Annotated in this window: 21 protein-coding genes and 4 tRNA genes; 10 read left to right on the top strand and 15 right to left on the bottom strand. The window is 59.5% G+C overall.

Annotated features, from left to right (window positions below):
- Positions 1 to 3: 3 nt before the first annotated feature.
- On the bottom strand, positions 4 to 1020 hold the full coding sequence (locus ACP7EE_RS13850; protein WP_420648430.1) for an outer membrane protein assembly factor BamD: 1017 nt from the start codon (positions 1018 to 1020) through the stop codon (positions 4 to 6).
- Positions 1021 to 1171: 151 nt separating this feature from the next.
- Here ACP7EE_RS13850 and rluD point away from each other — a divergent pair, with 151 nt between their 5' ends.
- The 7 genes from rluD (at position 1172) to ACP7EE_RS13815 (ending at position 6261) form a co-directional block, all read left to right on the top strand.
- Complete coding sequence (gene rluD / locus ACP7EE_RS13845; RefSeq protein ID WP_420648429.1) at positions 1172 to 2134, top strand: 23S rRNA pseudouridine(1911/1915/1917) synthase RluD; 963 nt, start codon at positions 1172 to 1174, stop codon at positions 2132 to 2134.
- A complete protein-coding gene (pgeF, locus tag ACP7EE_RS13840) occupies positions 2131 to 2853 on the top strand; it encodes a peptidoglycan editing factor PgeF (protein ID WP_426234923.1) in 723 nt (240 codons plus the stop codon). Before rluD ends, pgeF begins: the two co-directional genes overlap by 4 nt.
- A 131-nt stretch (positions 2854 to 2984) precedes the next feature.
- Positions 2985 to 5549 carry an ATP-dependent chaperone ClpB gene (gene clpB, locus ACP7EE_RS13835; RefSeq protein WP_426234922.1) on the top strand — a complete coding sequence of 855 codons (2565 nt, stop codon included), beginning with the start codon at positions 2985 to 2987 and terminating at the stop codon, positions 5547 to 5549.
- Between the two features lie 298 nt (positions 5550 to 5847).
- Positions 5848 to 5923 (top strand) — tRNA-Asn (locus ACP7EE_RS13830).
- 9 nt (positions 5924 to 5932) lie between these two features.
- Positions 5933 to 6009: transfer RNA gene (locus ACP7EE_RS13825), tRNA-Pro, on the top strand.
- Positions 6010 to 6014: 5 nt separating this feature from the next.
- Positions 6015 to 6090 (top strand) — tRNA-Lys (locus ACP7EE_RS13820).
- A 94-nt stretch (positions 6091 to 6184) separates the two neighbouring features.
- Positions 6185 to 6261 (top strand) — tRNA-Pro (locus ACP7EE_RS13815).
- A gap of 142 nt (positions 6262 to 6403) precedes the next feature.
- On the opposite strand, the gene ACP7EE_RS13810 is transcribed toward ACP7EE_RS13815, so the two are convergent.
- The 4 genes from ACP7EE_RS13810 to ACP7EE_RS13795 all read right to left on the bottom strand — a co-directional run bounded on the left by ACP7EE_RS13810 (position 6404) and on the right by ACP7EE_RS13795 (position 9141).
- The gene (locus tag ACP7EE_RS13810; RefSeq protein WP_420648426.1) at positions 6404 to 7702 is read right to left on the bottom strand and encodes an NAD(P)/FAD-dependent oxidoreductase; all 1299 of its coding nucleotides are present in this window, start codon (positions 7700 to 7702) and stop codon (positions 6404 to 6406) included.
- Between the two features lie 63 nt (positions 7703 to 7765).
- Complete coding sequence (locus ACP7EE_RS13805; protein WP_060543358.1) at positions 7766 to 7939, bottom strand: DUF3094 domain-containing protein; 174 nt, start codon at positions 7937 to 7939, stop codon at positions 7766 to 7768.
- Positions 7940 to 7990: 51 nt separating this feature from the next.
- Positions 7991 to 8518, bottom strand: coding sequence for an MOSC domain-containing protein (locus ACP7EE_RS13800; RefSeq protein WP_426206703.1), 528 nt, complete (start codon positions 8516 to 8518; stop codon positions 7991 to 7993).
- A complete protein-coding gene (locus ACP7EE_RS13795; protein ID WP_007909887.1) occupies positions 8515 to 9141 on the bottom strand; it encodes a DUF1780 domain-containing protein in 627 nt (208 codons plus the stop codon). The genes ACP7EE_RS13800 and ACP7EE_RS13795 overlap by 4 nt, the downstream gene beginning before the upstream one ends.
- 133 nt (positions 9142 to 9274) lie before the next feature.
- On the opposite strand from ACP7EE_RS13795, the gene ACP7EE_RS13790 reads away from it, so the two are divergent.
- Entirely contained in the window at positions 9275 to 9964 is a 690-nt protein-coding gene (locus ACP7EE_RS13790; protein ID WP_426234921.1) for an energy-coupling factor ABC transporter permease, read from the top strand.
- Positions 9965 to 9971: 7 nt separating this feature from the next.
- On the opposite strand, the gene yacG is transcribed toward ACP7EE_RS13790, so the two are convergent.
- From yacG to pilB, 5 genes are read right to left on the bottom strand one after another with little or no spacing between them, the layout of a single operon-like run.
- Positions 9972 to 10172, bottom strand: a complete 201-nt coding sequence (gene yacG, locus ACP7EE_RS13785; RefSeq protein ID WP_420648423.1) for a DNA gyrase inhibitor YacG — start codon at positions 10170 to 10172, stop codon at positions 9972 to 9974.
- On the bottom strand, positions 10169 to 10792 hold the full coding sequence (coaE, locus tag ACP7EE_RS13780) for a dephospho-CoA kinase (protein ID WP_426234920.1): 624 nt from the start codon (positions 10790 to 10792) through the stop codon (positions 10169 to 10171). The genes yacG and coaE overlap by 4 nt, the downstream gene beginning before the upstream one ends.
- On the bottom strand, positions 10789 to 11661 hold the full coding sequence (locus ACP7EE_RS13775) for a prepilin peptidase (protein WP_426234919.1): 873 nt from the start codon (positions 11659 to 11661) through the stop codon (positions 10789 to 10791). Before ACP7EE_RS13775 ends, coaE begins: the two co-directional genes overlap by 4 nt.
- Position 11662: 1 nt before the next feature.
- Positions 11663 to 12880, bottom strand: coding sequence for a type II secretion system F family protein (locus ACP7EE_RS13770; protein WP_426234918.1), 1218 nt, complete (start codon positions 12878 to 12880; stop codon positions 11663 to 11665).
- A gap of 2 nt (positions 12881 to 12882) precedes the next feature.
- Positions 12883 to 14583: a type IV-A pilus assembly ATPase PilB gene (gene pilB / locus ACP7EE_RS13765; protein WP_426234917.1), complete on the bottom strand. Its 1701-nt coding sequence runs from the start codon at positions 14581 to 14583 to the stop codon at positions 12883 to 12885.
- Between the two features lie 228 nt (positions 14584 to 14811).
- Here pilB and ACP7EE_RS13760 point away from each other — a divergent pair, with 228 nt between their 5' ends.
- Both ACP7EE_RS13760 and ACP7EE_RS13755 read left to right on the top strand, forming a co-directional pair.
- Complete coding sequence (locus ACP7EE_RS13760; RefSeq protein WP_420648418.1) at positions 14812 to 15252, top strand: pilin; 441 nt, start codon at positions 14812 to 14814, stop codon at positions 15250 to 15252.
- Between the two features lie 298 nt (positions 15253 to 15550).
- The gene (locus ACP7EE_RS13755; protein WP_420648417.1) at positions 15551 to 15904 is read left to right on the top strand and encodes a BON domain-containing protein; all 354 of its coding nucleotides are present in this window, start codon (positions 15551 to 15553) and stop codon (positions 15902 to 15904) included.
- A gap of 179 nt (positions 15905 to 16083) precedes the next feature.
- Here the strand turns inward: ACP7EE_RS13755 and ACP7EE_RS13750 are convergent, their stop codons facing one another.
- The 5 genes from ACP7EE_RS13750 to acs form a co-directional block, all read right to left on the bottom strand.
- Entirely contained in the window at positions 16084 to 16380 is a 297-nt protein-coding gene (locus ACP7EE_RS13750) for a DUF2845 domain-containing protein (RefSeq protein ID WP_426234916.1), read from the bottom strand.
- Entirely contained in the window at positions 16380 to 19331 is a 2952-nt protein-coding gene (locus ACP7EE_RS13745) for a DUF748 domain-containing protein (protein ID WP_426234915.1), read from the bottom strand. Before ACP7EE_RS13745 ends, ACP7EE_RS13750 begins: the two co-directional genes overlap by 1 nt.
- 109 nt (positions 19332 to 19440) lie before the next feature.
- Positions 19441 to 20457 (bottom strand): class I SAM-dependent rRNA methyltransferase, encoded by a 1017-nt coding sequence (locus tag ACP7EE_RS13740; RefSeq protein WP_426234914.1) that lies wholly within the window; start codon positions 20455 to 20457, stop codon positions 19441 to 19443.
- Between the two features lie 54 nt (positions 20458 to 20511).
- A complete protein-coding gene (locus tag ACP7EE_RS13735; RefSeq protein ID WP_426206715.1) occupies positions 20512 to 21381 on the bottom strand; it encodes an oxygenase MpaB family protein in 870 nt (289 codons plus the stop codon).
- A gap of 51 nt (positions 21382 to 21432) precedes the next feature.
- The gene (gene acs, locus ACP7EE_RS13730; RefSeq protein ID WP_426234913.1) at positions 21433 to 23370 is read right to left on the bottom strand and encodes an acetate--CoA ligase; all 1938 of its coding nucleotides are present in this window, start codon (positions 23368 to 23370) and stop codon (positions 21433 to 21435) included.
- Between the last annotated feature and the right edge of the window lie 204 nt (positions 23371 to 23574).

The following is a 23574-nucleotide window of genomic DNA, read 5'->3' as shown; positions in this document are numbered from 1 at the left end:
TAATCAGTCGAACAGACCAAAGGTCATGTAGCTGAAGATCGAGCGGTCAGTGTCGCTCGATTCCGGCTCAGGCTCTTCGATCACGTCGCCGTTCTCGTCTTTAGGCTTGAGATCGTTCGGAATCGCGTCTTTCGCGTCCTGGTACTGCTTCTGCACGTCCTGGTTGGCGCGGGTTTCGCCCGGCGGCAGCGGTGGACGCGATTCGATCAGGCCCAGAGTCGCCTTGCTCAGGAACGAACGGTTGTCGGCTTCGGCGACCGTTGGCACGAACTGACCGTCTTGCAGGGTGCGGTGATTCGGGTAGTTGAGCTTAAGGGTTTCCAGACTGGTGGCAGCCAGTTCGTCGAGGTGCAGACGCTGGTAAGCCTCGGTCATCACCGCCAGGCCGTCACCGACCGATGGGGTTTCCTGGAAGTTTTCAACCACATAACGACCACGGTTGGCAGCGGCTACATAGGCCTGACGGGTCAGGTAGTAGTCGGCCACGTGGATTTCGTAGGCCGCCAGCAGGTTGCGCAGATAAATCATGCGCTGCTTGGCGTCCGGCGCGTAGCGGCTGTTCGGGTAGCGGCTGGTGAGCTGGGCGAACTCGTTGTAGGAGTCGCGGGCAGCGCCCGGGTCACGCTTGGTCATGTCCAGCGGCAGGAAACGCGCCAACAGGCCGACGTCCTGGTCGAACGAGGTCAGACCCTTGAGGTAATACGCGTAATCCACGTTCGGATGCTGTGGGTGCAAACGAATGAAGCGCTCGGCGGCGGACTTGGCAGCTTCCGGCTCGGCGTTCTTGTAGTTGGCGTAGATCAGCTCGAGTTGTGCCTGGTCAGCGTAGCGACCGAACGGATAACGCGACTCCAGGGCCTTCAGCTTGGCTGTGGCACTGGTGTAGCTATTGTTGTCCAGGTCCTGCTGAGCCTGCTGGTACAGCTCGGCTTCACTCAGGTTTTCGTCTACGACTTCCTTCGATGAGCAAGCAGCGGTCAATGCGAGGATGGCGATCAGCAGCAGGTGTTTCACTTGCATGGCGGCTTGCGTCCCTATGACGGCCGCTGTCTTGGGCGGGGCCGTCCTGTTATGATGAGCGCCCCGTTGAAAAGCCTCGGGGCAAAAGACGCCGTATTTAACCACAAGCGCGCAGCCGAAACCAAAAGCTGTGCCGACGCACAGTCAGAGCATGTCCGATAAAATTGAACTTCGCGCAGAGGTGCCGTCCGATTTGGGCGGCCAACGCCTCGATCAAGTCGCCGCCCAACTCTTCGCTGAGCACTCGCGCTCGCGCCTTTCCGCCTGGATCAAAGACGGCCGCCTGACTGTGGATGGGGCGGTTATCCGCCCGCGAGACATCGTTCACGGTGGCGCCATTCTTGAGTTGACTGCCGAGCAGGAAGCTCAGGGCGAATGGATCGCTCAAGACATCGAACTCGACATCGTTTACGAAGATGACGACATTCTGGTGATCAACAAGCCTGCGGGCCTGGTGGTGCACCCGGCTGCCGGTCACGCCGATGGCACCTTGCTCAACGCCTTGCTGCACCACGTGCCGGACATCATCAATGTTCCGCGCGCCGGTATCGTGCATCGTCTGGACAAGGACACCACCGGTCTGATGGTAGTGGCCAAGACCATTCAGGCGCAGACCCAACTGGTCACCCAGTTGCAAAGTCGCAGCGTCAGCCGGATCTACGAGTGCATCGTGATCGGCGTGGTCACTGCCGGTGGCAAGATCAACGCCCCGATCGGTCGTCACGGCCAGCAGCGCCAGCGCATGGCGGTGATGGAAGGCGGCAAGCCTGCCGTCAGCCACTACCGCGTGCTGGAGCGTTTCCGTTCCCACACTCATGTGCGGGTCAAACTGGAAACCGGTCGTACGCACCAGATTCGCGTACACATGGCGCACATCAACTTCCCGTTGGTTGGCGATCCGGCGTACGGCGGCCGTTTCCGCATTCCGCCAGCGGCCAACGTGAACATGGTTGAAACCCTGAAGGCATTCCCGCGCCAGGCACTGCACGCACGCTTCCTGGAGCTGGATCATCCGACGACCGGTAAGCGCATGAGCTGGGAATCGCCATTGCCAGAAGACCTGGTGTGGCTGCTGACCTTGCTCAAGCAGGATCGCGAGGCGTTCATCGGATGAAGTGGCTGACGCCGGACTGGCCCGCGCCGGCCAGCGTCAAAGCCTGTGTCACCACCCGCGAGGGCGGCGTCAGTCTGGCGCCGTTCGACAGCCTCAACCTTGGCGATCATGTCGAGGACAGCCCCGCAGCTGTCGCTGAAAACCGTCGACGCCTGACTGAGCACTTTTCGATCAAGCCTGCCTGGTTGCAGCAGGTCCACGGAATTGCCGTGGCCCATGCCGATCCGGGTGTGGTCGCGACCGCTGACGCCAGTTGGACCGATACGCCCGGCATTGCCTGCACGGCGATGACGGCGGATTGCCTGCCGGCATTGTTCTGCAACCGTGCCGGCACTCGCGTTGCCGCAGCCCATGCCGGTTGGCGCGGTCTGGCGGCTGGTGTGCTGGAAGCCACGCTCGACAGCCTGGATGTTGCTCCTGAAGAAATCCTCGTCTGGCTCGGTCCGGCGATCGGCCCGCAAGCCTTTGAAGTCGGCGCGGAAGTCCGGGAAGTCTTCGTCAATCAATTGCCTGAAGCGGCGACGGCCTTTGTCCCGAGTCATAACGCCGGCAAGTTCATGGCCGACATCTATACGCTGGCGCGTTTGCGTTTAGCTGTGCGTGGTGTCACTGCTGTTTATGGCGGCGGTTTCTGCACCGTCAGCGATCCGCGCTTCTTTTCCTATCGCCGTGCTTCGCGCACCGGTCGATTTGCCTCTCTGGTTTGGCTCACCCGCTAAGCTTGTCTGACTTGCATCAACTCTCCGACGCTTGAATCTTGCAGAATCGACCGCATCTATAGCGGTATCTGGCAGGTTTCTTTATTCAGGATGGTTTCTTAGGTCCGGCCTGCTCAAAAGGAAGGTGACCCATGCGTATAGACCGTTTAACCAGTAAATTGCAGTTAGCCTTGTCCGACGCCCAGTCTTTGGCGGTCGGTCATGATCATCCGGGCATTGAGCCAGCACATTTGATGCAGGCGATGCTCGAACAGCAGGGTGGTTCGATCAAACCCCTGCTGATGCAGGTGGGCTTCGACGTCAACAGCCTGCGCAAAGAGCTGACCAAAGAGCTCGACCAATTACCGAAAATCCAGAACCCGACTGGCGATGTGAACATGTCGCAGGATCTGGCGCGCCTGCTTAACCAGGCTGACCGTCTGGCCCAGCAGAAGGGCGACCAGTTCATTTCCAGCGAGCTGGTGTTGCTGGCGGCGATGGATGAGAACAGCAAGCTCGGCAAGTTGCTGCTCGGCCAGGGCGTGAGCAAGAAAGCTCTGGAAAACGCCATCAACAATCTGCGCGGTGGCGAGGCGGTGAATGACGCCAACCACGAAGAGTCGCGTCAGGCGTTGGATAAATACACTGTCGACCTGACCAAGCGCGCCGAGGAAGGCAAACTCGATCCGGTAATCGGCCGTGACGACGAAATCCGCCGCACGATTCAGGTTCTGCAGCGCCGCACCAAGAACAACCCGGTGCTGATCGGCGAGCCTGGCGTGGGTAAAACCGCGATTGCCGAAGGTCTGGCGCAGCGCATCATCAACGGCGAAGTGCCGGATGGCCTCAAGGGCAAGCGTCTGTTGTCCCTCGATATGGGCGCGCTGATTGCCGGTGCCAAGTATCGCGGCGAGTTCGAAGAGCGCCTGAAATCACTGCTCAACGAGCTGTCGAAACAGGAAGGGCAGATCATTCTGTTCATCGACGAGCTGCACACCATGGTCGGCGCCGGTAAAGGCGAAGGCTCGATGGATGCCGGCAACATGCTCAAACCGGCACTGGCCCGCGGCGAGCTGCACTGCGTCGGCGCGACCACGCTCAACGAGTACCGCCAATATATAGAGAAGGACGCGGCCCTCGAACGGCGTTTCCAGAAAGTGCTGGTGGAAGAACCGAGCGAAGAAGACACCATCGCGATCCTGCGTGGCCTCAAAGAGCGTTACGAGGTTCACCACAAGGTGGCTATCACCGACGGCGCGATCATAGCGGCAGCCAAGCTCAGCCATCGCTACATCACTGATCGGCAGCTGCCGGACAAGGCCATCGACCTGATCGACGAGGCCGCCAGCCGCATCCGCATGGAGATCGACTCCAAGCCGGAAGTACTCGATCGTCTGGAACGACGTCTGATTCAGTTGAAGGTGGAATCCCAGGCGCTGAAGAAAGAAAGCGACGAAGCGGCGATGAAACGTCTGGAAAAACTCCAGGAGGAAATCGTCCGGCTTGAGCGCGAGTACTCCGATCTGGAAGAAATCTGGAACTCGGAAAAAGCCGAGGTACAGGGTTCTGCACAGATTCAGCAAAAGATCGAACAGTCGCGTCAGGAACTGGAAGCGGCCCGCCGTAAAGGCGACCTGAACCGCATGGCCGAGTTGCAGTACGGGGTGATCCCGGATCTGGAGCGCAGCCTGCAAATGGTCGATCAGCACGGCAAAAGCGAAAACCAGTTGCTGCGCAGCAAGGTGACCGAAGAGGAAATCGCTGAAGTCGTTTCGAAGTGGACCGGCATTCCGGTATCGAAAATGCTCGAAGGCGAGCGCGACAAGCTGATGAAGATGGAAAGCCTGTTGCACAAGCGCGTGATCGGTCAGGAAGAAGCGGTCGTCGCCGTTTCCAATGCGGTGCGGCGTTCGCGCGCCGGGTTGTCCGATCCGAATCGCCCGAGCGGCTCGTTCATGTTCCTCGGCCCGACCGGTGTCGGTAAAACCGAGCTGTGCAAGGCGCTGGCCGAATTCCTCTTTGATACCGAAGAGGCGATGGTGCGGATCGATATGTCCGAGTTCATGGAGAAACATTCCGTGGCTCGCTTGATCGGTGCGCCACCGGGATACGTCGGCTACGAAGAGGGCGGTTACCTGACCGAAGCGGTACGCCGCAAGCCTTACTCGGTGATCCTGCTGGACGAAGTCGAGAAGGCGCATCCGGATGTGTTCAACATCCTGCTGCAAGTGCTCGAGGATGGTCGCCTGACTGACAGCCACGGCCGTACAGTGGACTTCCGCAATACCGTGATCGTCATGACCTCGAACCTCGGTTCGGTGCAGATTCAGGAGCTGGTTGGTGATCGTGAGGCGCAACGTGCAGCGGTAATGGACGCACTGACCACGCACTTCCGCCCGGAATTCATCAACCGGGTCGACGAAGTAGTGATCTTCGAGCCGCTGGCGCGGGATCAGATCGCGGGTATTACCGAGATCCAGTTGGGGCGTCTGCGCAGCCGTCTGGCCGAGCGTGAGCTGAAACTGGAACTGAGCCCGGAGGCGATGGACAAGCTGATCGCCGTCGGTTACGACCCGGTGTATGGCGCACGGCCGTTGAAACGCGCGATTCAACGCTGGATCGAGAACCCGCTGGCGCAATTGATCCTGTCGGGTCGTTTCATGCCGGGCGAGACCGCTACCGGCGTTGTGACCAACGACGAGATCACCTTCGACTGACGCTTTATGCTGTCGATGTAATCAAGGCCTCGCATTGCGAGGCCTTTTTTTCGCCAGGCTGTTGAACTCTAAGGAAAAGGCTTGTAAAGTGCGCCCCGCAGTCAGTCACCCACAAGGGTTTCAGCTCACCGAGCAGGAATCTGAAATAAGTTGCAAATCATTAACTTGAAAGCGATTTAGGGGGTTGACAGAGGTGTTCTAGGTTGTAGAATAGCGCGCCTCAGACACACTAACGCAGCGATGCGAAAGCGGTGTCGAGAAGCTGCAAGTTTCACCGTTGTAAATTGAAATATGTAGTTCCGTGATAGCTCAGTCGGTAGAGCAAATGACTGTTAATCATTGGGTCCCAGGTTCGAGTCCTGGTCACGGAGCCAATTTCAAACCGGGGTATAGCGCAGTCCGGTAGCGCGCCTGCTTTGGGAGCAGGATGTCAGGAGTTCGAATCCCCTTACCCCGACCATTTTTGGGTCGTTAGCTCAGTTGGTAGAGCAGTTGGCTTTTAACCAATTGGTCGTAGGTTCGAATCCCACACGACCCACCATTTTTGAAACCAGTTAACGCTGGGATCGAATCTTAAGATCAGACGCCAAAAGCGCTGATCGAAGAAGGCGATCGAAAGGTCGCCTTTTTTTTACCGGGGTATAGCGCAGTCCGGTAGCGCGCCTGCTTTGGGAGCAGGATGTCAGGAGTTCGAATCCCCTTACCCCGACCATATTAAAAATCCTCGTATCGAAAGATACGGGGATTTTTTTTGTGTTTCGTTTATGAACAGACTATGGCGCTGTTCTGCAGACATGAAAAAAGCCGCGCTTTTCAAAAGGAAAGCGCGGCTTTTTCATACAGCTGGTTTTACATCAATGCAGTTTCAAACGTGGCTCGGTGCCGCGCCCGATCTTGCTGCCAAGCATCAGCATCGCCGTGCGGAACGGCCCATACAGCGCCACCTGGTGCATGCGGTACAGCGACACGTAAAACATCCGCGCCAGCCAGCCCTCGAGCATCACGCTGCCGGTCAGGTTGCCCATCAAGTTACCCACAGCGGAAAAACGCGACAGCGAAATCAGTGAACCGTAGTCGGTGTACTTGTACTCCGGCAGTGTCTTGCCTTCGATGCGCAGTTTCAGCGATTTGGCCAGCAACGACGCCTGTTGGTGCGCAGCCTGAGCGCGCGGCGGCACGTTGCGGTCGGTGCCCGGTTGCGGGCAAGCGGCGCAGTCACCGAAGGCGAAGATGTTTTCATCACGGGTGGTCTGCAAAGTCGGCAGCACTTGCAGCTGGTTGATGCGGTTGGTTTCCAGACCGTCGATGTCCTTGAGGAAGCCCGGCGCACGAATACCGGCCGCCCAGACTTTCAGGCTGGCCTTGATCTCGTTGCCATCGGCGGTGATCAGGCTGTCGGCGGTGACTTCGCTGACCGAAGCGTTGGTCATCACGTTGACGCCCAGCTTCTCCAGGGTTTTGTGCACTGGCCCGCCGATACGTTCCGGCAGGGCAGGCAGCACCCGTGGCCCGGCTTCGATCAGGGTGATGTGCATGTTTTCCGGTTTGATCCGGTCCAGACCGTAAGCCGCCAGTTCATGGGCAGCGTTGTGCAGTTCGGCCGCCAGCTCGACGCCCGTGGCGCCAGCGCCGACGATGGCCACGCTGATCTGCTCGACCGTATCGGTCTGTCCGGCATGCGCGCGCAGGTAGTGATTCAGCAACTGCTGATGGAAACGCTCGGCCTGTTTGCGCGTGTCGAGGAACAGGCAATGCTGCGCCGCGCCCTGCGTGCCGAAATCGTTGGTGGTGCTGCCGACTGCGATCACCAGCGAGTCATAAGCCACTTCACGCGCGGGCACCAGTTCGACGCCGTTTTCGTCGTAAGTGGCCGCTAGCTGAATTTTCTTCGAGGCGCGATCAAGCCCGCTCATGCGCCCCAGCTGAAACTCGAAGTGGTTCCATTTGGCCTGGGCAACATAGTTGAGTTCGTCTTCGGAAGAGTTCAGCGATCCGGCGGCCACTTCGTGCAGCAGTGGTTTCCAGATGTGCGTCAGGTTCGCGTCGACCAGCATCACGCTGGCCGTGCCGCGTTTGCCCAGAGTCTTACCCAGACGGGTAGCCAACTCCAGACCGCCGGCGCCGCCGCCGACAATAACAATACGATGGGACATAGGGATAACTCGCAAGGTTTTTAAAGGAAATCGGTGCGGTTACCCAAGCGAGCGCGAGGCAGCTCATAGCGTCAGGTAACTGATAAATCGGCTCAACAAGCCCAGACCAATGGTCACTGCCAGCACCAGCACCAGGAGCATCCACGGCCGGAAAGGCCGGCGCTCGACTCGGTGTTGGGACAGATGCAGGTACTCTTCGACATGCTTTTGGTCATCGGGGTTCAGGCGGCTGGTCATAAAGGCCTCGTCAGGTAGACGTTGCTGAATGTGCAGAAGCTACAGCGGTTTTCAACCGGGGTTGAACGGAGCATAGCCGCTGTCCGGCAGCGGTTCGACGAGCACGCTATCGTCGAGGCGAATGATCCCGCTTTGTAACACTCGCGCGGTGATTCCGCCATGCCCGCGCACCGCTTGAAAGGTGCCGGGGCCGAGGTTGTTTTGCAGGCGTGCGCAGGGCTGGCACCAGCCGGTGGTTTCGAAAATCGCCTGGCCAATGCGAAAGCGCCGGCCCTTGAGGCTGAACAGGTTAATGCCACTTATGACCAGATTGCGCCGCAGATCTTCAGGTTTGACGGGTTGCTCGCTCGGGCGGCCCATCAAAGCGCTGATCACTGCCAGGTGTTCCCACTGAATCAACGTCACCTGCCGCGCATTGCGTACGCCGGGGCGCGCGTGGTCACCGGTCAGTCCTGCCTCCAGCCGAGCTTCGACTGCATCGAGTTCGATCATTGGCCCACGCGATTCGGGACGCACGCCGATCCAGCGCACCCGGCCAGTCTGTGGAACATCAGCGATCAATTGTTGAAGTGGTGTCACAGGCTGATCCCGACATCGAACACGATGCTGCGTCCGAGGTTGCTGCGCAGAAAGTCCGGTGCATCCGGATGCGCGAACAGCACGCGGGCAAAAGTCGGCCCGACCAGCGACAGCGAGCGCCAGCCCTGACGCAGATATTCGGTCGGCGGTGGAAAGTGGCTGTTCAAATCCAGCACTTCACGCTTGAGGCTGGCGAAAGCAATGATGTCCAGCTCGCCCAGATCCATCCCGCGTTCCTTGTAGTTGTGCGCCTTCTTGCGCAGGGTCGGTGCCAGGCGCAGCAGGAATTCGTTGGCCGGAATCCGTTTGGGTTTGGCTTCGCGGCGTACCAGTTGGCTCAGGGAGAACGCGCTACGCCGCCGTTGCAATTCATCGCGCCATTCGTCGTTGAGCCTGCGGCCCTCGTCGAGCACGAAGAATACTTCGAAGTTGGCATCGCGAAACAGCACGTCCGGTGGCTCCCCGGCCGGGGCGAATTCGTCGGCGCGATACGGAATGTTCAAGCCTTGCAGCAGGCGTTGGCAGACCCAACGCTCACGCTCCCATTTGCGGGCATTGGACAGGAACGCGTTGGCTTGCTCGGCCGCGATGGTCAGCAGGCGTAGGTAATCTGAGTCATCCATAGGCCCAAGCTTAGCGTTCAAATGCGACAAGCAGAAAGCTTTGCTTGGGCTGATGACGCGCCGGTGGCGGTGTAGACTTCGGCACAGGACGCAAATCCATGGAGGATGCGGTGCGAGTCAAGGTGATGTCGTCATGATCGGTGCCGAACTGCTGTTATCCACAAGCCTGACACTTGGCTGGCTGATTTATCTGCCGGTGCTGCTGTGGGCGATCTGGCGTGCGCCGTGGGTCGAGCTGTTCAGCGACAGTCGCCGGCAGCATTTGCTGTTCGGCACGGTGTTCGCGTTGTTTCTGCTGTGGCTGGTGCGCAGGGATTTCGATACTGGCGTGTCATACCACTTCATCGGCATGACCGCCGTCACATTGCTGCTCGATTGGCCGTTGGCAATTGTCGGCGGGCTGGTGGCGCAGATCGGTCTGGTGCTGCTCGGGCGTCAGGATCTGGCGGCGCTCGGGGTCAACGGTGCGTTGTTTATTCTGCTGCCGGTGCTGATCACCGAGTGCGTGGCGATCCTCGTCGAGCGCGCCCAGCCGCGTAATCCGTTTGTGTATATCTTCTGCTCGGGGTTTCTCGCCGCCGCGCTATCGGCGCTGCTGTGCCTGCTGCTCAGCCTGACATTGCTCTGGTACGACGGCATTTTCGCCATGCCGGAGTGGCTGGAAGATTTCATCGGTTACCTGTGGCTGATCATTTTCCCCGAGGCCTTCATCAATGGCATGGTGGTCAGCGCGCTGGTGGTGTTCAGCCCGGAATGGCTGGAAACCTTCAACCGCACGCGCTACCTGTCGGCGCCGTGGAAGGATGACGATCCGAAGTCTTGATCCGGGTTCAGTGACGCGGATCGAAATCGCCGGAAAACAATTCATCTTCGGCATCCGGCGCAACCGGGATTTTGTGCTCTTCCGACGCCCAGGCGCCGAGGTCGATCAGCTTGCAGCGATCCGAGCAGAACGGGCGGGCTTTGTTCGCTGGAGTAAATTCCACGGGGGCGCCACAGGTCGGGCATTCTACGGTTGGGATCTGGCTCATGCTTGGCCTCCGGATAAAGTCAGGTAAAGGTGATGCAGGCGTTCGACCTCGCTGTGCAGCCAGGCGAGGTCGCGGTCGTTGACCACCACGTCGTCGGCACGGTTCACGCGGTCTTCGCGGCTGGATTGGGCCTTGAGGATTGCCTGAACCTGCTGCTCGCTGGTCTGGTCACGCTGCAAGGTGCGTTCGATCTGCAGTTGTTGCGGGGCGTCGATCACCAGGATGCGCTGAGTCATCGCGTATTGCCCGGACTCGATGAGCAGCGGCGATACCAGAATCGCGTAGGGCGATTTTGCCAGCGCCAGATGATGTGCGATCTCTTCGCCGATCAGCGGATGCAGCAAGGCTTCGAGCCAGCGCCGTTCCTCTGGGACTTCAAAGATAAGTATGCGCAGCGCCGCGCGATCCAGCGTGCCATCCGCCTGTAATACGCCAGCGCCGAAATGCTCGGCAATCTTCGCCAGAGCCGGGCGCCCCGGTTCGACCACCCAGCGCGCCGCGTGATCGGCATCCACTACATGGATGCCGAGGTCGATGAAGTGCTGGGCCGCCGCGCTTTTGCCGCTGCCGATGCCGCCGGTCAGGCCGAGAATCCAGGGTTGTTTCACAGAGGTGTTCATTGCAAACCGACAAACTGCCAATAGAAGCCGGTTATTTGACCACCCCAGAGCAAAGCGATCCAGCCGGCAATTGCCAGAAACGGCCCGAAGGGGATCGGTGTCGAGGTTTTTTGCTCGCGCAGGCGCAGAAAAATCACGCCGATCACCGCGCCGACCAGCGATGACAGGAGGATGGTCAGCGGCAGAATCTGCCAGCCACCCCAAGCGCCAATCAACGCCAGCAACTTGAAATCGCCATGACCGATGCCGTCCCTGCCGGTGATCAGTTTGAACAGCCAGAACACCGACCACAGCGCCATGTAACCGGCCACCGCGCCCCACAGCGCATCGTGCAGCGAAGCGAACAGCCCGAAGCTGTTGACGATCAGCCCCAGCCACAACAGCGGCAATACCAGCACATCCGGTAAAAGTTGGTGCTCGGTGTCGATCAGACTCATCGCCAGCAAGCCCCAAGTGAGCACGATCAACCAACCGGCCGGCCAGCCAAAACCCAAATGCCAGGCGATGAAGGCCGAGAGCAGGCCGCAAGCCAGTTCGGTCAGTGGATAGCGCTTGCTGATCGGTGCTGCGCAACTTGAGCAGCGTCCACGCAACAACACGTAACTGAGCACAGGAATATTTTCCCAGGCGCGGATGCGGTGGCCGCAGTGCGGGCATTGTGAATGCGGCAGCATCAGGTTGTAGGTCGGCAGCGGTGTTTCGCCGGGCAAGCCGAGTACGTCATGGGCCTGCTGGCGCCATTCGCGCTCAAGCATTTTCGGCAGGCGCCAGATCACCACGTTGAGGAAGCTGCCGACCACCAGCCCCAGCACCAGAGCAGTGAGGGTGAAGGCCAGCGGATACAGGCTGAGGAATTCGTCGATGGGCATGTCAGATCGCTGAACCGAGTTGGAAGATCGGCAGATACATCGCCACTACCAGACCGCCGACGATGACCCCGAGCACCACCATGATGAACGGCTCCATCAGGCTGGTGAGGTTGTCGACCATATTATCCACTTCCTCCTCGTAGAATCCGGCGACCTTGTCGAGCATTTCATCCAGCGCGCCGGACTCCTCGCCGATGGCCGTCATCTGCACCGCCATGTTCGGGAACACCCCGGTGCTGCGCATCGAAAAATTCAGCTGCATGCCGGTGGATACGTCCTGACGAATGCGCAATATCGCACGCTTGAACACCACGTTACCGGCGGCACCGGCCACCGAATCCAGCGCCTCCACCAACGGCACCCCGGCGGCGAAAGTGGTCGAGAGAGTGCGGGCAAAGCGCGCCACCGCCGATTTGTACATCAGTGTGCCGACCAGCGGCAGCTTCAGCAGCCAGGTGTCGCGCTTGTCGCGAAAAGTCTGCGAGGTTTTCAGCGCATGACGCGTGCCGAAGAACGCCGCGATCAGTACGCCCAGAATTGCCCACCACCATTGCTGCATGAACTCCGACAGGCTGATCACCATCACGGTGAATGCCGGCAGCTCAGCGCCGAAACCGGAAAAAACCGACTGAAACTGCGGCACTACTTTCACCAACAGAATTCCGGTGACCACCGCTGCCACCAGCACTACGGCAGTGGGGTAGGTCATGGCTTTCTTGATTTTGGCCTTGAGCCGTTCGGTCTTTTCCTTGTAGGTGGCGACCCGCTCCAACAGGGTGTCGAGGGCGCCGGATTGCTCGCCGGCATCCACCAGGTTGCAATACAGCTCATCGAAATATTGCGGCTTTTTGCGCAGCGCGGCGGCGAAGCTGTTGCCCGCGGCGACTTCCTGTTTCACCTCGTCCACCAATTTGCGCATGGCCGGGTTATCGAACCCTTCGCCGATGATGTCGAACGACTGCAACAACGGCACGCCGGCCTTCATCATGGTCGCCATCTGCCGGGTGAACAGCGCGATGTCCTGCGCCTTGATGCGTTTGCCCAGGCTCAGCCAGGACGCGGATTTCTTGCGCACCTTGCCCGGGTTGATCCCTTGCTTGCGCAGTTGTGCCTTGATCAGCGCGGGGTTGTGCCCGCTCAACTCCCCGGTGACTTTACTGCCTTTCTTGTCCATGCCTTCCCAGGAATAGACGCTGATTTTTGCTGCCTTGACCGCCATGTTCAGTCCTTGGTGACCCGGTTGATTTCTTCAAGGCTGGTGATGCCTTGCATGGCTTTGATCAGGCCCGAGGTGCGCAGATCGTTGAAGCCGTCGCGGCGCATCTGCGCGTCGATTTCCAGCGAGTTGCCCGAGGCCATGATCAGCCGTTGCAGCTCGGGGGTGTTCTTCACTACTTCATAAATGCCGATACGGCCCTTGTAGCCGTTGTTGCAGAGATCGCATCCGACGGGCTCATAGAGGGTAAAACTGCCGATGCGTTCCGCGGGGAAGCCTTCCTTGATCAGGGTTTCGCGCGGAATTTCGATGGGTTTCTTGCAGTGGCTGCACAGCTTGCGCGCCAGACGCTGGGCGATGATCAGGCTGACCGAGGTGGCGATGTTGAAGCCGGGAATGCCCATGTTGTGCAGACGGGTCAGGGTTTCGGCGGCGCTGTTGGTGTGCAGCGTGGACAACACAAGGTGCCCGGTCTGCGCCGCTTTGATGGCGATCTCTGCAGTTTCGAGGTCACGAATCTCGCCGACCATGATCACGTCCGGGTCCTGACGCAGAAACGAGCGCAGCGCCTGGGCGAAATCCAGCCCTTGGCGCGGATTGACGTTGACCTGATTGACGCCTTCCATGTTGATCTCCACCGGGTCTTCGGCGGTGGAGATATTGATGTCGACGGTATTGAGGATGTTGATCCCGGTATACAGCGAAACGGTTTTGCCTGAACCGGTCGGGCCGGTCACCAGAATCATCCCTTGTGGCTGCTTGAGCGCGGCCATGTACAAGTCTTTTTGCTCCGGCTCGTAGCCGAGGGCGTCGATGCCCATCTGCGCGCTGGACGGATCGAGGATCCGGATCACGACTTTTTCGCCCCACAGGGTCGGCAGGGTGTTGACCCGGAAATCGATCGATTTGGATTTCGACAGACGCAGCTTGATCCGGCCGTCCTGTGGTTTGCGCCGTTCCGAGATGTCGAGGCTGGCCATGACCTTCAGCCGCGCGGCGATCCGTCCCGCCAGTTGAATCGGTGGCTTGGCCACTTCGCGCAGGATGCCGTCGGTGCGCACGCGAACCCGGTAGGATTTCTCGTAGGGTTCGAAGTGCAGGTCGGAAGAGCCGCTTTTGATCGCATCGAGCAGCATCTTGTGCACGAAGCGCACCACGGGCGCATCGTCGGCGTCCATCCCGCCGATGGCGTCCTGCTTGTTTTCATCAATGGATTCGACGTCCAGCCCGTCAAGGTCGACATCGGCCATGTCTTCCAGACCGCTGGTGTGAGTGTCGAAGAATTTCTCGATGGCATCACTGAGCTTGTCGTCCTCGACCAGGATCGCTTCGGTGCTCAGCCCGGTGCTGAACTGGATGTCATTGATTGCCTGATAATTGCTCGGATCGGAAATCCCCACAAACAGTTTGTTACCGCGTCGCCACAGGGGCAGGGCATGGTGTTGACGCACCAGTTTTTCACTGACCAGGCCTTTGGGCTGGGTTTCCTTGTCCAGACAGCTGAGGTCCATGAAGGCCATGCCGAAGTGCTCGGAGGCGATCTCGGCGACCTGGTAACTCTTCACCAGTTTGTTTTGCACCAGATAGCTGACCAGCGACAGTCGATTGCGCTGGGCCTGTTGCCAGGCGTGCTGGGCGCTTTTTTCCGTGAGCAGTTCGGCCTGTACCAGTTGTTTGGCCAGACCGCTCAGAGCGATGTCGTTCATGGGGATTCCGTGCGCTTGCAGTTCATGACTTATAGCCTAGTCAAGTGACAGCACAAAACACGGTGGGTGCAGGTGACAAAAAGCGTCAGATAGTGCGGTTACGAGTTGTAGGACGGCGCCTTGCAGCGCCTTCGCCCCCTGCGTTCGGGGCCTTGCGGCGGTTGGCATGGGCTGTGCTGAGTCCTTGTCAGATCATGAGACTTCGACTCATGCATGGAGAGCCTGTCTATGAACAACCAAAAAGGTTTCACGCTGATCGAGCTGCTGATCGTAGTGGCGATCATCGGCATTCTGGCGACCATCGCCCTGCCACAGTATTCCAAGTATCAGGCGCGCTCCAAGGTGACGGCGGGTCTGGCAGAGATCAGCGCTTTGAAAGTGCCATTTGAAGACACCATCAATCAGGGCACTGATCCGACGCTGACGCTGGTAGCGGGTGGTGCTGCGGCGACGACCTCCAACTGCACACTCGCGGCTACCGGCACAGCTTCTACGGGAGCCGGCTCGATCACTTGCACGTTGCTCAACGCACCCGGTCCGGTGCTGGGTAAAACGATCACACTCAGCCGCTCCGGCGCGGCCACTGGGGCCACATCAGGCGTGTGGACCTGTGCAACGACAGTGAACGCGGAATACTCCCCTAAAGGCTGCACTGCCAGCGGCGCGTAATCCGCCAGGTCTGGTAAAACAAATGCCCCGCGTTGCGGGGCATTTTGATTTGTGCAGCACTTAACAAAAGCTTCAATAATTTCAGCGTCTTAGGAACTTTCCCAAAACCTGCAACTTGCATGTCGTTTTATCGAGTCTCATGCAATTTGCATGATTCCGAAAATTTACTGTTTTGTTAACGCATTGATTTATATGAATATTTTGTCTTTTGAAAAGTTGGCACAGCCTTCGCAATATCTACCGTAACCCTGCTGACAAGACACGCAGCAGACTTTCCAGAAAAACAGGAGTTACTCGTATGAAGAAGTTCGCTATCACTGCCGCTGCTGCTACCGCGCTGACCCTGACCATGGCTTCCGGTGCATTTGCCCAGACTCAAGCCACCCAGGCTCCAATGACTCTCGCGGCTGGCGAAGTTACTGAAATGAAACAAGACACCTCCGACACCTGGATCACCACCAAGGTCAAAGCCGACCTGGTTACCGAAAAAGGCATTCCTGGTACCGACATCAAAGTAGAAACCAACAAAGGCGTTGTTTCGCTCTCCTCGACTACTGCTGTCACTGAATCGCAGAAAGACGTGGCTGTAGCTATCGCCAAGAAAATCAAAGGCGTTAAAGCGGTCGCCGCTGACGGCCTGAAAGCCGAGTAAGGCAAGACTTCTCGCCTGAACCGGGAGAAGACGCGACAGCCGGGCCGAGCAATACGTCTGTCGCACCTTTAGAGTTCATGCGAACGGCCACATGGAATGTGGTCATTGCAGGCCCCGACACTTGTGTCGGGGCCTGTTCTATTGGCGAAACAAAAAAGCTCGCAGCCTGCGAGCTTTTTTCAATTTCCGCGTTTGCTGTTGATCTGTCGCAGACGATTACCTTCGAAGCGCAAGTATTGGTACATGCCGTTGTTCGGGCCGTAGGTCCATTCCTCGACCTGAAATTCCTCACGCCGATTGGCACTGCGCTTGTAGCCAAGCGGATCGCGGCTGACCGGCTCCCCGCATTTCTGCAGCACTTCACTGGAGCGGTCGCCGAGGCTTACCAGTTGACTGCCGCAACGCAAGGTATCTGACGCCGACGCCTCGCCTGTAGCCAGTGTCAGCGCCATTGCAGCCAACCATTTGCAATTCATCACTCGGCATCCAGATGCATTTGCGTGACCACCCGACCGTCGCTTTCAGCTTCGCCGAGTGTGGTGTCGATGAAATACACGCGGTCGTCCGCCAACTGGCCTTTGTCGACCAGATAGTCTTTGATGCTGCTGGCGCGATCCTGGCCGAGTTGGCGCAGCAATACTTCGCTGGAACTCCAGAACTCGATGATCCCGGCGCGCATCTTGGCGGTACGTTCTTCCTTGCCCAGGTCCTTCCATTCTGCCGGAGGCTGGGTTTTCAGGCGAGTGCGGTAGATGCCTTCGAGCAGCGGACCTTTCTCGCCGTCCGGCACCTCAATCAACGAAGCCTGCGCCGGTACCTTGTCGCCACGGCGCTGGAGCATTTTGTAATAGTTGTACTGGTATTCGCGTTCCAGACGCTGTTCGGCGAGCAAGGGGCCATCGCTGCTTTTCGCTGCGGTGCCTTCAATTTCCAGACGCAGGGCCGGACGTTCCTTCAGTGCTTGCGAGAGCTTCACCAGCGCCGCTTCGGCGTCTTTGCTCAGGTCACTTGAACCCGGTGCAAACGAGACGGTGCCGAGGTCTTGCGAACCGCCACCACTGACCAGCCCGCCAATCATCTTGAACGGTGCGGCGGCAGCTTTGACGATCAAGTTGCGCAGGGTCTGCCAGACAATCGGCATCACGCTGAACTGCGGGTTGTTCAGGTCACCCGTGACCGGCAGCTCGATGGAAATCTTGCCATCGACGTCCTTGAGCAAGGCGACTGCAAGTTTCAGCGGCAGGCTCACGGCATCCGGGCTGTCGACTCTCTCACCCAGTTGCAGTTGCTCGACCACCACTTTGTTTTCGGCCTTGAGCTGACCCTTGGTGATCAGGTAATGCAGATCGAGATTGAGCCGGCCCTTGCGGATGCGATACCCGGCGAATTTGCCGGAGTAGGGCGTCAACGTGGTCAGCTCTACTCGTTTGAAACTGGTGGTGATGTCGAGGCTGGCCATCGGGTCGAACGGGTTCACCGCACCTTTGATGGTCACCGGCGCATAACGGTCAACCTTGCCTTTGATATCGACAGTGGCCGGTTTCACCTGGCGGCTGTCGATGGTGCCGATCTGGCCGTTGAGCTGCTGAACCGCAGTGGCGAAATTCGGCGTCAGGCTGAAGTCGGCGAAGTTCGCCGAGCCGTCATTGATCGCGACTCCACCGATATGGATGCCCAGTGGTTTTTCATTGCTGGCGGTTTTCGCTGCCGCCGGTTTCACTGCGGAATCCGCAGGCTGCGGGATCAGCAGATCGTCGACGTTGGTGCTGCGGTCGTCGTTGATCATGAAGCGCACGTAGGGCTGGAACAGGTTGACCTTGTCGATCGACAGGCTGTCGCCATGTTGATAATTCAAGCCTTCGAGCACCACTTGCTGCCATTTGAGGAAGTCACGGGTCTTCAGGGTGTCGAGGGTGTGCAGTTGATCGATCTGCGCGCGGCCGGTGACGCTGAGTGCCAGCGGATCGGTGCTTTTCAGATTGACCTTCAAGTCACTGCCGAGCATGCCGCTGCGCAGTTCGAGTTTGATGAACGGGTTGATGTAGGACTGGGCGACACGCAGGTCGATGTCTTGGGTTTTCACATTGAGCTGAGCAGTCACTGGCGCCAGATTGACCACGCCGTCGGCGCTGATCTTGCCTTGCTTGCCCAGGCCCGTATCGAGCTTGAGGTTGAAAGGCGAGCCATTGAGGTTGTCGAAATTCTGCAGATCGACGTTCAGTGGACCGACTTCCAACGCTACCGGCGGCTGTGCCTTGCGGTCGGCGAGGTGCACTTGGTAATTGCGCAGTTGCACGTCCTTGAGCAGCACTTGCCACGGTTTGCTCGGTGCAGTTGGCTCGGGCTTCGGCGAGTCGGCGGCGGCTGGCGTGCTCTTGGGTTCGGCGGCGGCTTTGGCGGCAGGCTTCGACGGCTGGCTGGCGAACAGTTTCTGCCAGTCGAGTTGGCCGTCGGCCTCCAGCGCAGCCCAGGTTTCGAGTTTCTGGCTGCGGATCTTGCCGACCACCACTTGCTGCTTGGCCAGATCGATCGAGGTTTCACTGATGTCGAGGCGCTCAAGCTTCGCCAACTTCCGACCGTCCGGAGCTTTAATCGCAAACGGCGCGACGCTGACCGCGACATTGCTCAGCAGCAGTTCGGTTTGTTTCGACAGGTTGAGCTTGTAGTCGGTACTCAGGTTCAGCACGCCGTTTTCCAGCACCAGCGGCAGCGAGTCGCGGACGTACGGCCACCAGACTTTCATCTGGCCGTCGGTGATTTTCAACTTACCTTCGGAGGCGATCGGGATCAGGCTGAAATTGCCGGTCCAGTCGATCTGGCCGCCAGCGGGGCCGGCGGCGACCAGCGTCATGTCGGCGTTGTCATCGGGCAGGGTGCTGAGGTTTTTCAGCTCGAAGTCGAGTTTGTCGTAGAGAAATTCGATCGGTTCGCTCGGACGCGCGTCCTGGAAATGCACGTTGCCGCTGGTCAGCTTGATGCGCTCGATGCGCAGCGGGAACGGTTTGGCGTTCGGGTCAACCGGGGTCGGCTCGCTCGCCGGGATCTTGAACAGCCCCAGCAGGTTGAGCTTGCCGTCTTTGGCGAAGAGAATTTCGGTCTTGGGTTTGTCCAGTTCGATATCGGACAGGTGCAGCGCTTTGGTCCACAGGCTGTCGAGTTGCAGGTTGGCGTACAGGCGTTCGAAGCCGACCTGTTCCTTGCCCGGCTCGCCGATGACCAGCCCCCAGAGGGTGACCTCAAGGCTGAACGGGTTGAGTTCGATGCGCTGGATATGCGCAGGTACCGTGGCGTAGTTGGCCAATTGCTGGTTGGCCACCCGTAGTGCAATGCCCGGCAAAATCAGAAACCCCAGCAGGCTGTAGAGGGCCAGAGCGGTCAACAGTGCGCCAATCGCGCGAATCAATCCTTTGGGCATGTGCGGCTTCATCTGTCTGAATCGGAGTGCCTTGGAGTATGGCACGCCATTCCGGTTCCGAAGTACCCGACGGTAGACAGGATTGTTCAGATTGTTCGGTCGCAAAGTTCCGGGATCTGCCTCAGAGCTGCAGGATCAGGGTTTTCAGCGGCGGCTGCTGATCCAGCGAGGGGAAGTCGCGTCCCGGCGTCATCACGCTGCACTCACGCACCGGGCGCCCGGCCTTCTCCGCGCAGCGCAGCACCTGATCGCGCCAATCGTCCATGCTGACTTTCGCCAGATTGTTGCAGCAAATCAGCACGCCGTTGTCGGCGGTGCTCAGCAGGGCGGGTTTGAGCAGGCTTTGATAGTCGCGCAGCAAATCGACGGTGCCGAACGCGCTCTTGGCCCAGGCCGGTGGGTCGAGCAGCACCAGATCATATTGGCGCTGTTCGAGGCGCGGATAGCTCGGCAGTTTCTGCCCGCGGCGCTGGCTGATCGGCAGGCCGGCCAGTTGGCGAATCGCCGGGAAGTAGTCGGACTGCACGAATTGCATGCTCGGCAGTTGCGGGTTGAGCAGACCGTTCTCACGGCCGACCGCCAGATTGCCCTCGGCGAAATCCAGGTTGCACACCTCGCTGGCGCCGCCGGCCGCAGCGCTCAGGCCAACGCCGCAGGTATAGGCAAACAGGTTGAGCACGCTTTTGCCTTTGGCGTGGTCCTTGACCCAGCCGCGGGTGTTGCGCAGATCAAGGAACAGCAACGGATCCTGCCCGGCATGCCGTCCGCGTACACGATAGTTCAAGCCCCATTCGTGCCCGACCATATCCACCAGTGCGGCATCTTCGGCGCGGTAGACGCTGTCTTCACGGTCGATGCGCGAATTGCCACGCGAGCGGTCGTTGTAAACCAGCAGGGTTTGCAGCCCCAACACGTCATTCACCGTCGCGTGGAGTTGCAGCAGGTCGGCGAGCTCCAGCGTCTGGTGGAAACTTTGCACCAGCAATTGCGGGCCGTAACGGTCGATGGTCAGGCCACCGGCGCCTTCCTGGCTGCCATGGAACAGCCGATAGCAATCGGTGCCCTGGCTGTGCAGCTCGGCGAGCAGATCCTGGCGTTGATCGAGGGCGGCGCGCAGCGCCTGATTCAGGGAAGACATGCTTGCGCCTTGCTGGTGGGAATCGGGGCGCGGGAGTTTAGCAGTTACTGCGCCTCAGCTCAGCCCCATCCGCCGCTTGGCCCGCTGCACTGAGCCATTGCGCATCGCCCAGCGCAGCATTGGCGCACTGCGCTTGACGCTGGCGCGGATCAGTTGCCGCTGCAACGGGTTCTGGCGCACATCGAGCATGTCGCTGGCCCAGTCCGGCAAGAGGTCGATGCCGGCCTTCATCATCAAGTCGCCAAACGGCCGCGCCATCCGGCTCGGCGCCGGCGCATCGAGCAACAGCCGCAGCACTTCGCGACTGCGTTCGTCGCACAGCAATTGCGGGCGCATGCGTTGCAGATAGTCGGCGACTTCCTGGCGGGATTTCGGCACATCGCGCGCACCCAGGCGTTCGGCGATGACGGCAATCTCCGCGTAATAGCGATCCTGATCCGTCAGCGACAACTGCGGGTTGCGATAGCGCAAATGAGCGGCGAGAAAGTTGCTGACTTCAGCCACATGCACCCAGGTCAGCAGATCCGGGTCGCTGGCCGCATACGCGCGGCCGTCTGGCGCAGTGCCGACCACTTGCAGGTGAATGGTGCGCACTTTCTCGATCAGCCAGTCGGCGTCGCGGCGCGAGCCGAACGTGGTGCCGGATACGAACTGACTGGTGCGGCGCAAACGCCCGAGCATGTCCTGACGGAAATTCGAGTGATCCCAGACCCCGGCCAATGCCAGCGGATGCAAGGCTTGCAGCAGCAAGGCACTGATGCCGCCAATCAACATGCTGCTGAAGTCGCCGTGCACTTGCCAACTGATCGAGTCCGGGCCGAACAGGCCCGGATCGCCCTTGGGGTTTTCCAGGTCGAGCTGACCGAGAGACAGACCGGTCAGGCTCATGAGTTGGTTTTCGATACGGCTGCGGATGAATTCCATGACCACTCATTGGTGAAGGGCGGGCGCGGCCGGATGACCGCGCCGGGCAGTTTACTGGTTGAGGCGCGTGTCGATCAGCCCTTGAACCACGCTCGGATCGGCCAGGGTCGAAGTGTCGCCAAGGCTGTCGAGTTCATTGCAGGCAATCTTGCGCAGGATGCGGCGCATGATCTTGCCTGAACGGGTTTTCGGCAAGGCCGGCGCCCACTGGATCAGATCCGGTTTGGCGAAGCTGCCGATTTCCTTGCTGACGTGTTCGAGCAGTTGTTTTTTCAGGGCGTCGTTTGGTTCGGCGCCGTTCATGGGGGTGACGAAAGCATAGATACCCTGACCTTTGACGTCGTGCGGGTAACCGACCACGGCGGCCTCGGCGATGCTGTCGTGCAGCACCAGCGCGCTTTCCACTTCGGCGGTGCCGATGCGGTGGCCGGAGACATTGATCACGTCGTCGATGCGCCCGGTAATCCAGTAATCGCCGTCCTCGTCGCGGCGTGCGCCGTCACCGGTGAAGTAGTAGCCGGGGTAGGGTTTGAAATAGGTATCGATCATTCGTTGCGGATCGCCGTAGACGCTGCGGATCTGCGCCGGCCAACTGGACTTGATCGCCAGTACGCCGCTGCCGGCGCCTTTGATTTCCTTGCCCTGTTCATCGAGCAACACTGGTTGCACGCCGAACATCGGTTGCGTGGCGCAGCCCGGTTTGATCCGCTGGGCGCTGACCAAAGGGCTGAGCATGATGCCGCCGGTTTCGGTCTGCCACCACGTATCGACAATCGGGCAACGCTGCTCGCCGACCACGTTGAAATACCATTCCCACGCTTCCGGGTTGATCGGCTCACCGACGCTGCCGAGCAATCTGAGGCTTTGTCGGGACGTTTCCTGCAACGGTCCAGGACCTTCGCGCATCAGCGCGCGCAGGGCGGTCGGTGCCGTGTAGAAGATGTTGACCTTGTGTTTATCGATCACCTCCCAGAAGCGCGACGAACTCGGATAGCTCGGCACACCCTCAAACATCAGCGTGGTCGCGCCATTCGCCAGCGGCCCGTAAACGATGTAGCTGTGGCCGGTGACCCAGCCGACGTCGGCGGTGCACCAGAACACTTCACCGTCGCGGTAATCGAGTACGTATTTGAAAGTCATCGCCGCTTGCAGCAAGTAGCCGCCGGTGGTGTGCAGCACGCCTTTGGGTTTGCCAGTGCTGCCGGAGGTGTAAAGGATGAACAGCGGGTCTTCGGCGTCCATCGGTTCCGGCGGGCAATCGTCGCTGACATCGCGCACGGCCTGGTGATACCAGAGGTCGCGGCCCTCGACCCAATCAACCTCGCCTTGCGTGCGCTCGACTACCACCACCGTGCTGACGTCCGGGCAACTTTGCAGCGCTTTGTCGACATTCTGTTTCAGTGGCACGAACTTGCCGCCGCGCACGCCTTGGTCAGCGGTGATCACGGTGCGGCAGTCGGCATCGAGAATCCGGTCGCGTAACGAGTCCGGAGAGAAACCGCCGAACACCACCGAATGAATCGCCCCGATTCGCGCGCAGGCGAGCATGGCGTAGGCGGCTTCGGGAATCATCGGCATGTAGATGCACACCCGGTCGCCTTTCTTCACACCACGGCTTTTCAGCACGTTGGCCAGACGGCAGACGTGGTGATGGAGTTTTTTGTAGGTGATTTGCGCCGATTCGGCGGGGTCGTCGCCTTCCCAGATGAAGGCAGTCTGATCGCCGCGCTGTTCGAGGTGGCGGTCGATGCAGTTGTAGCTGACGTTCAGCTTGCCCCCGGCAAACCATGCGGCTTCACCGGTTTTCAGGTCATAGCGCTGGACGGTTTTCCATGGTGCGCTCCAGGCGAGAAAACGCGTGGCCTGCTCGGCCCAGAATTCAGTGGGGTGCTCGATCGATTGGCGGTACAGACGCCGGTAGTCGTCCTGACTCAACTGCGCAGCCCGGCGGACGGCATCGGCTTGCGGGAACGTGCTGATATCGAACATGACGGTTCCTTATTCTTGTTTTGCGACAAGGACAAAGATGCGCCGATGAAGGAAAGGGTTCAAGCGCTGCAGCAAAGCCAAGAGCTGCAGTGGTCAACTAATTCCGGGCACCTCGATAGGTGGTTTTGACGCCATCGCCCGCTCATAAACGGTCGGTGGCAGATATCCCAGTTTCGAGTGCAGCCGTTCGTTGTTGTAAAACCC

Source organism: Pseudomonas sp. TWP3-2 (assembly GCF_049897765.1).
Lineage (GTDB): Bacteria > Pseudomonadota > Gammaproteobacteria > Pseudomonadales > Pseudomonadaceae > Aquipseudomonas.
This window is presented reverse-complemented; position numbering and strand designations above follow the sequence as displayed.

Bases quoted from the DNA above. Each gene is read 5' to 3' on its own strand.
- ACP7EE_RS13850 (WP_420648430.1), bottom strand. From the start codon at position 1,020: ATGCAAGTGAAACACCTGCTGCTGATCGCCATCCTCGCATTGACCGCT.
- rluD (WP_420648429.1), top strand. From the start codon at position 1,172: ATGTCCGATAAAATTGAACTTCGCGCAGAGGTGCCGTCCGATTTGGGC.
- pgeF (WP_426234923.1), top strand. From the start codon at position 2,131: ATGAAGTGGCTGACGCCGGACTGGCCCGCGCCGGCCAGCGTCAAAGCC.
- clpB (WP_426234922.1), top strand. From the start codon at position 2,985: ATGCGTATAGACCGTTTAACCAGTAAATTGCAGTTAGCCTTGTCCGAC.
- ACP7EE_RS13810 (WP_420648426.1), bottom strand. From the start codon at position 7,702: ATGTCCCATCGTATTGTTATTGTCGGCGGCGGCGCCGGCGGTCTGGAG.
- ACP7EE_RS13805 (WP_060543358.1), bottom strand. From the start codon at position 7,939: ATGACCAGCCGCCTGAACCCCGATGACCAAAAGCATGTCGAAGAGTAC.
- ACP7EE_RS13795 (WP_007909887.1), bottom strand. From the start codon at position 9,141: ATGGATGACTCAGATTACCTACGCCTGCTGACCATCGCGGCCGAGCAA.
- ACP7EE_RS13790 (WP_426234921.1), top strand. From the start codon at position 9,275: ATGATCGGTGCCGAACTGCTGTTATCCACAAGCCTGACACTTGGCTGG.
- yacG (WP_420648423.1), bottom strand. From the start codon at position 10,172: ATGAGCCAGATCCCAACCGTAGAATGCCCGACCTGTGGCGCCCCCGTG.
- coaE (WP_426234920.1), bottom strand. From the start codon at position 10,792: ATGAACACCTCTGTGAAACAACCCTGGATTCTCGGCCTGACCGGCGGC.
- ACP7EE_RS13775 (WP_426234919.1), bottom strand. From the start codon at position 11,661: ATGCCCATCGACGAATTCCTCAGCCTGTATCCGCTGGCCTTCACCCTC.
- ACP7EE_RS13770 (WP_426234918.1), bottom strand. From the start codon at position 12,880: ATGGCGGTCAAGGCAGCAAAAATCAGCGTCTATTCCTGGGAAGGCATG.
- pilB (WP_426234917.1), bottom strand. From the start codon at position 14,583: ATGAACGACATCGCTCTGAGCGGTCTGGCCAAACAACTGGTACAGGCC.
- ACP7EE_RS13760 (WP_420648418.1), top strand. From the start codon at position 14,812: ATGAACAACCAAAAAGGTTTCACGCTGATCGAGCTGCTGATCGTAGTG.
- ACP7EE_RS13755 (WP_420648417.1), top strand. From the start codon at position 15,551: ATGAAGAAGTTCGCTATCACTGCCGCTGCTGCTACCGCGCTGACCCTG.
- ACP7EE_RS13750 (WP_426234916.1), bottom strand. From the start codon at position 16,380: ATGAATTGCAAATGGTTGGCTGCAATGGCGCTGACACTGGCTACAGGC.
- ACP7EE_RS13745 (WP_426234915.1), bottom strand. From the start codon at position 19,331: ATGAAGCCGCACATGCCCAAAGGATTGATTCGCGCGATTGGCGCACTG.
- ACP7EE_RS13740 (WP_426234914.1), bottom strand. From the start codon at position 20,457: ATGTCTTCCCTGAATCAGGCGCTGCGCGCCGCCCTCGATCAACGCCAG.
- ACP7EE_RS13735 (WP_426206715.1), bottom strand. From the start codon at position 21,381: ATGGAATTCATCCGCAGCCGTATCGAAAACCAACTCATGAGCCTGACC.
- acs (WP_426234913.1), bottom strand. From the start codon at position 23,370: ATGTTCGATATCAGCACGTTCCCGCAAGCCGATGCCGTCCGCCGGGCT.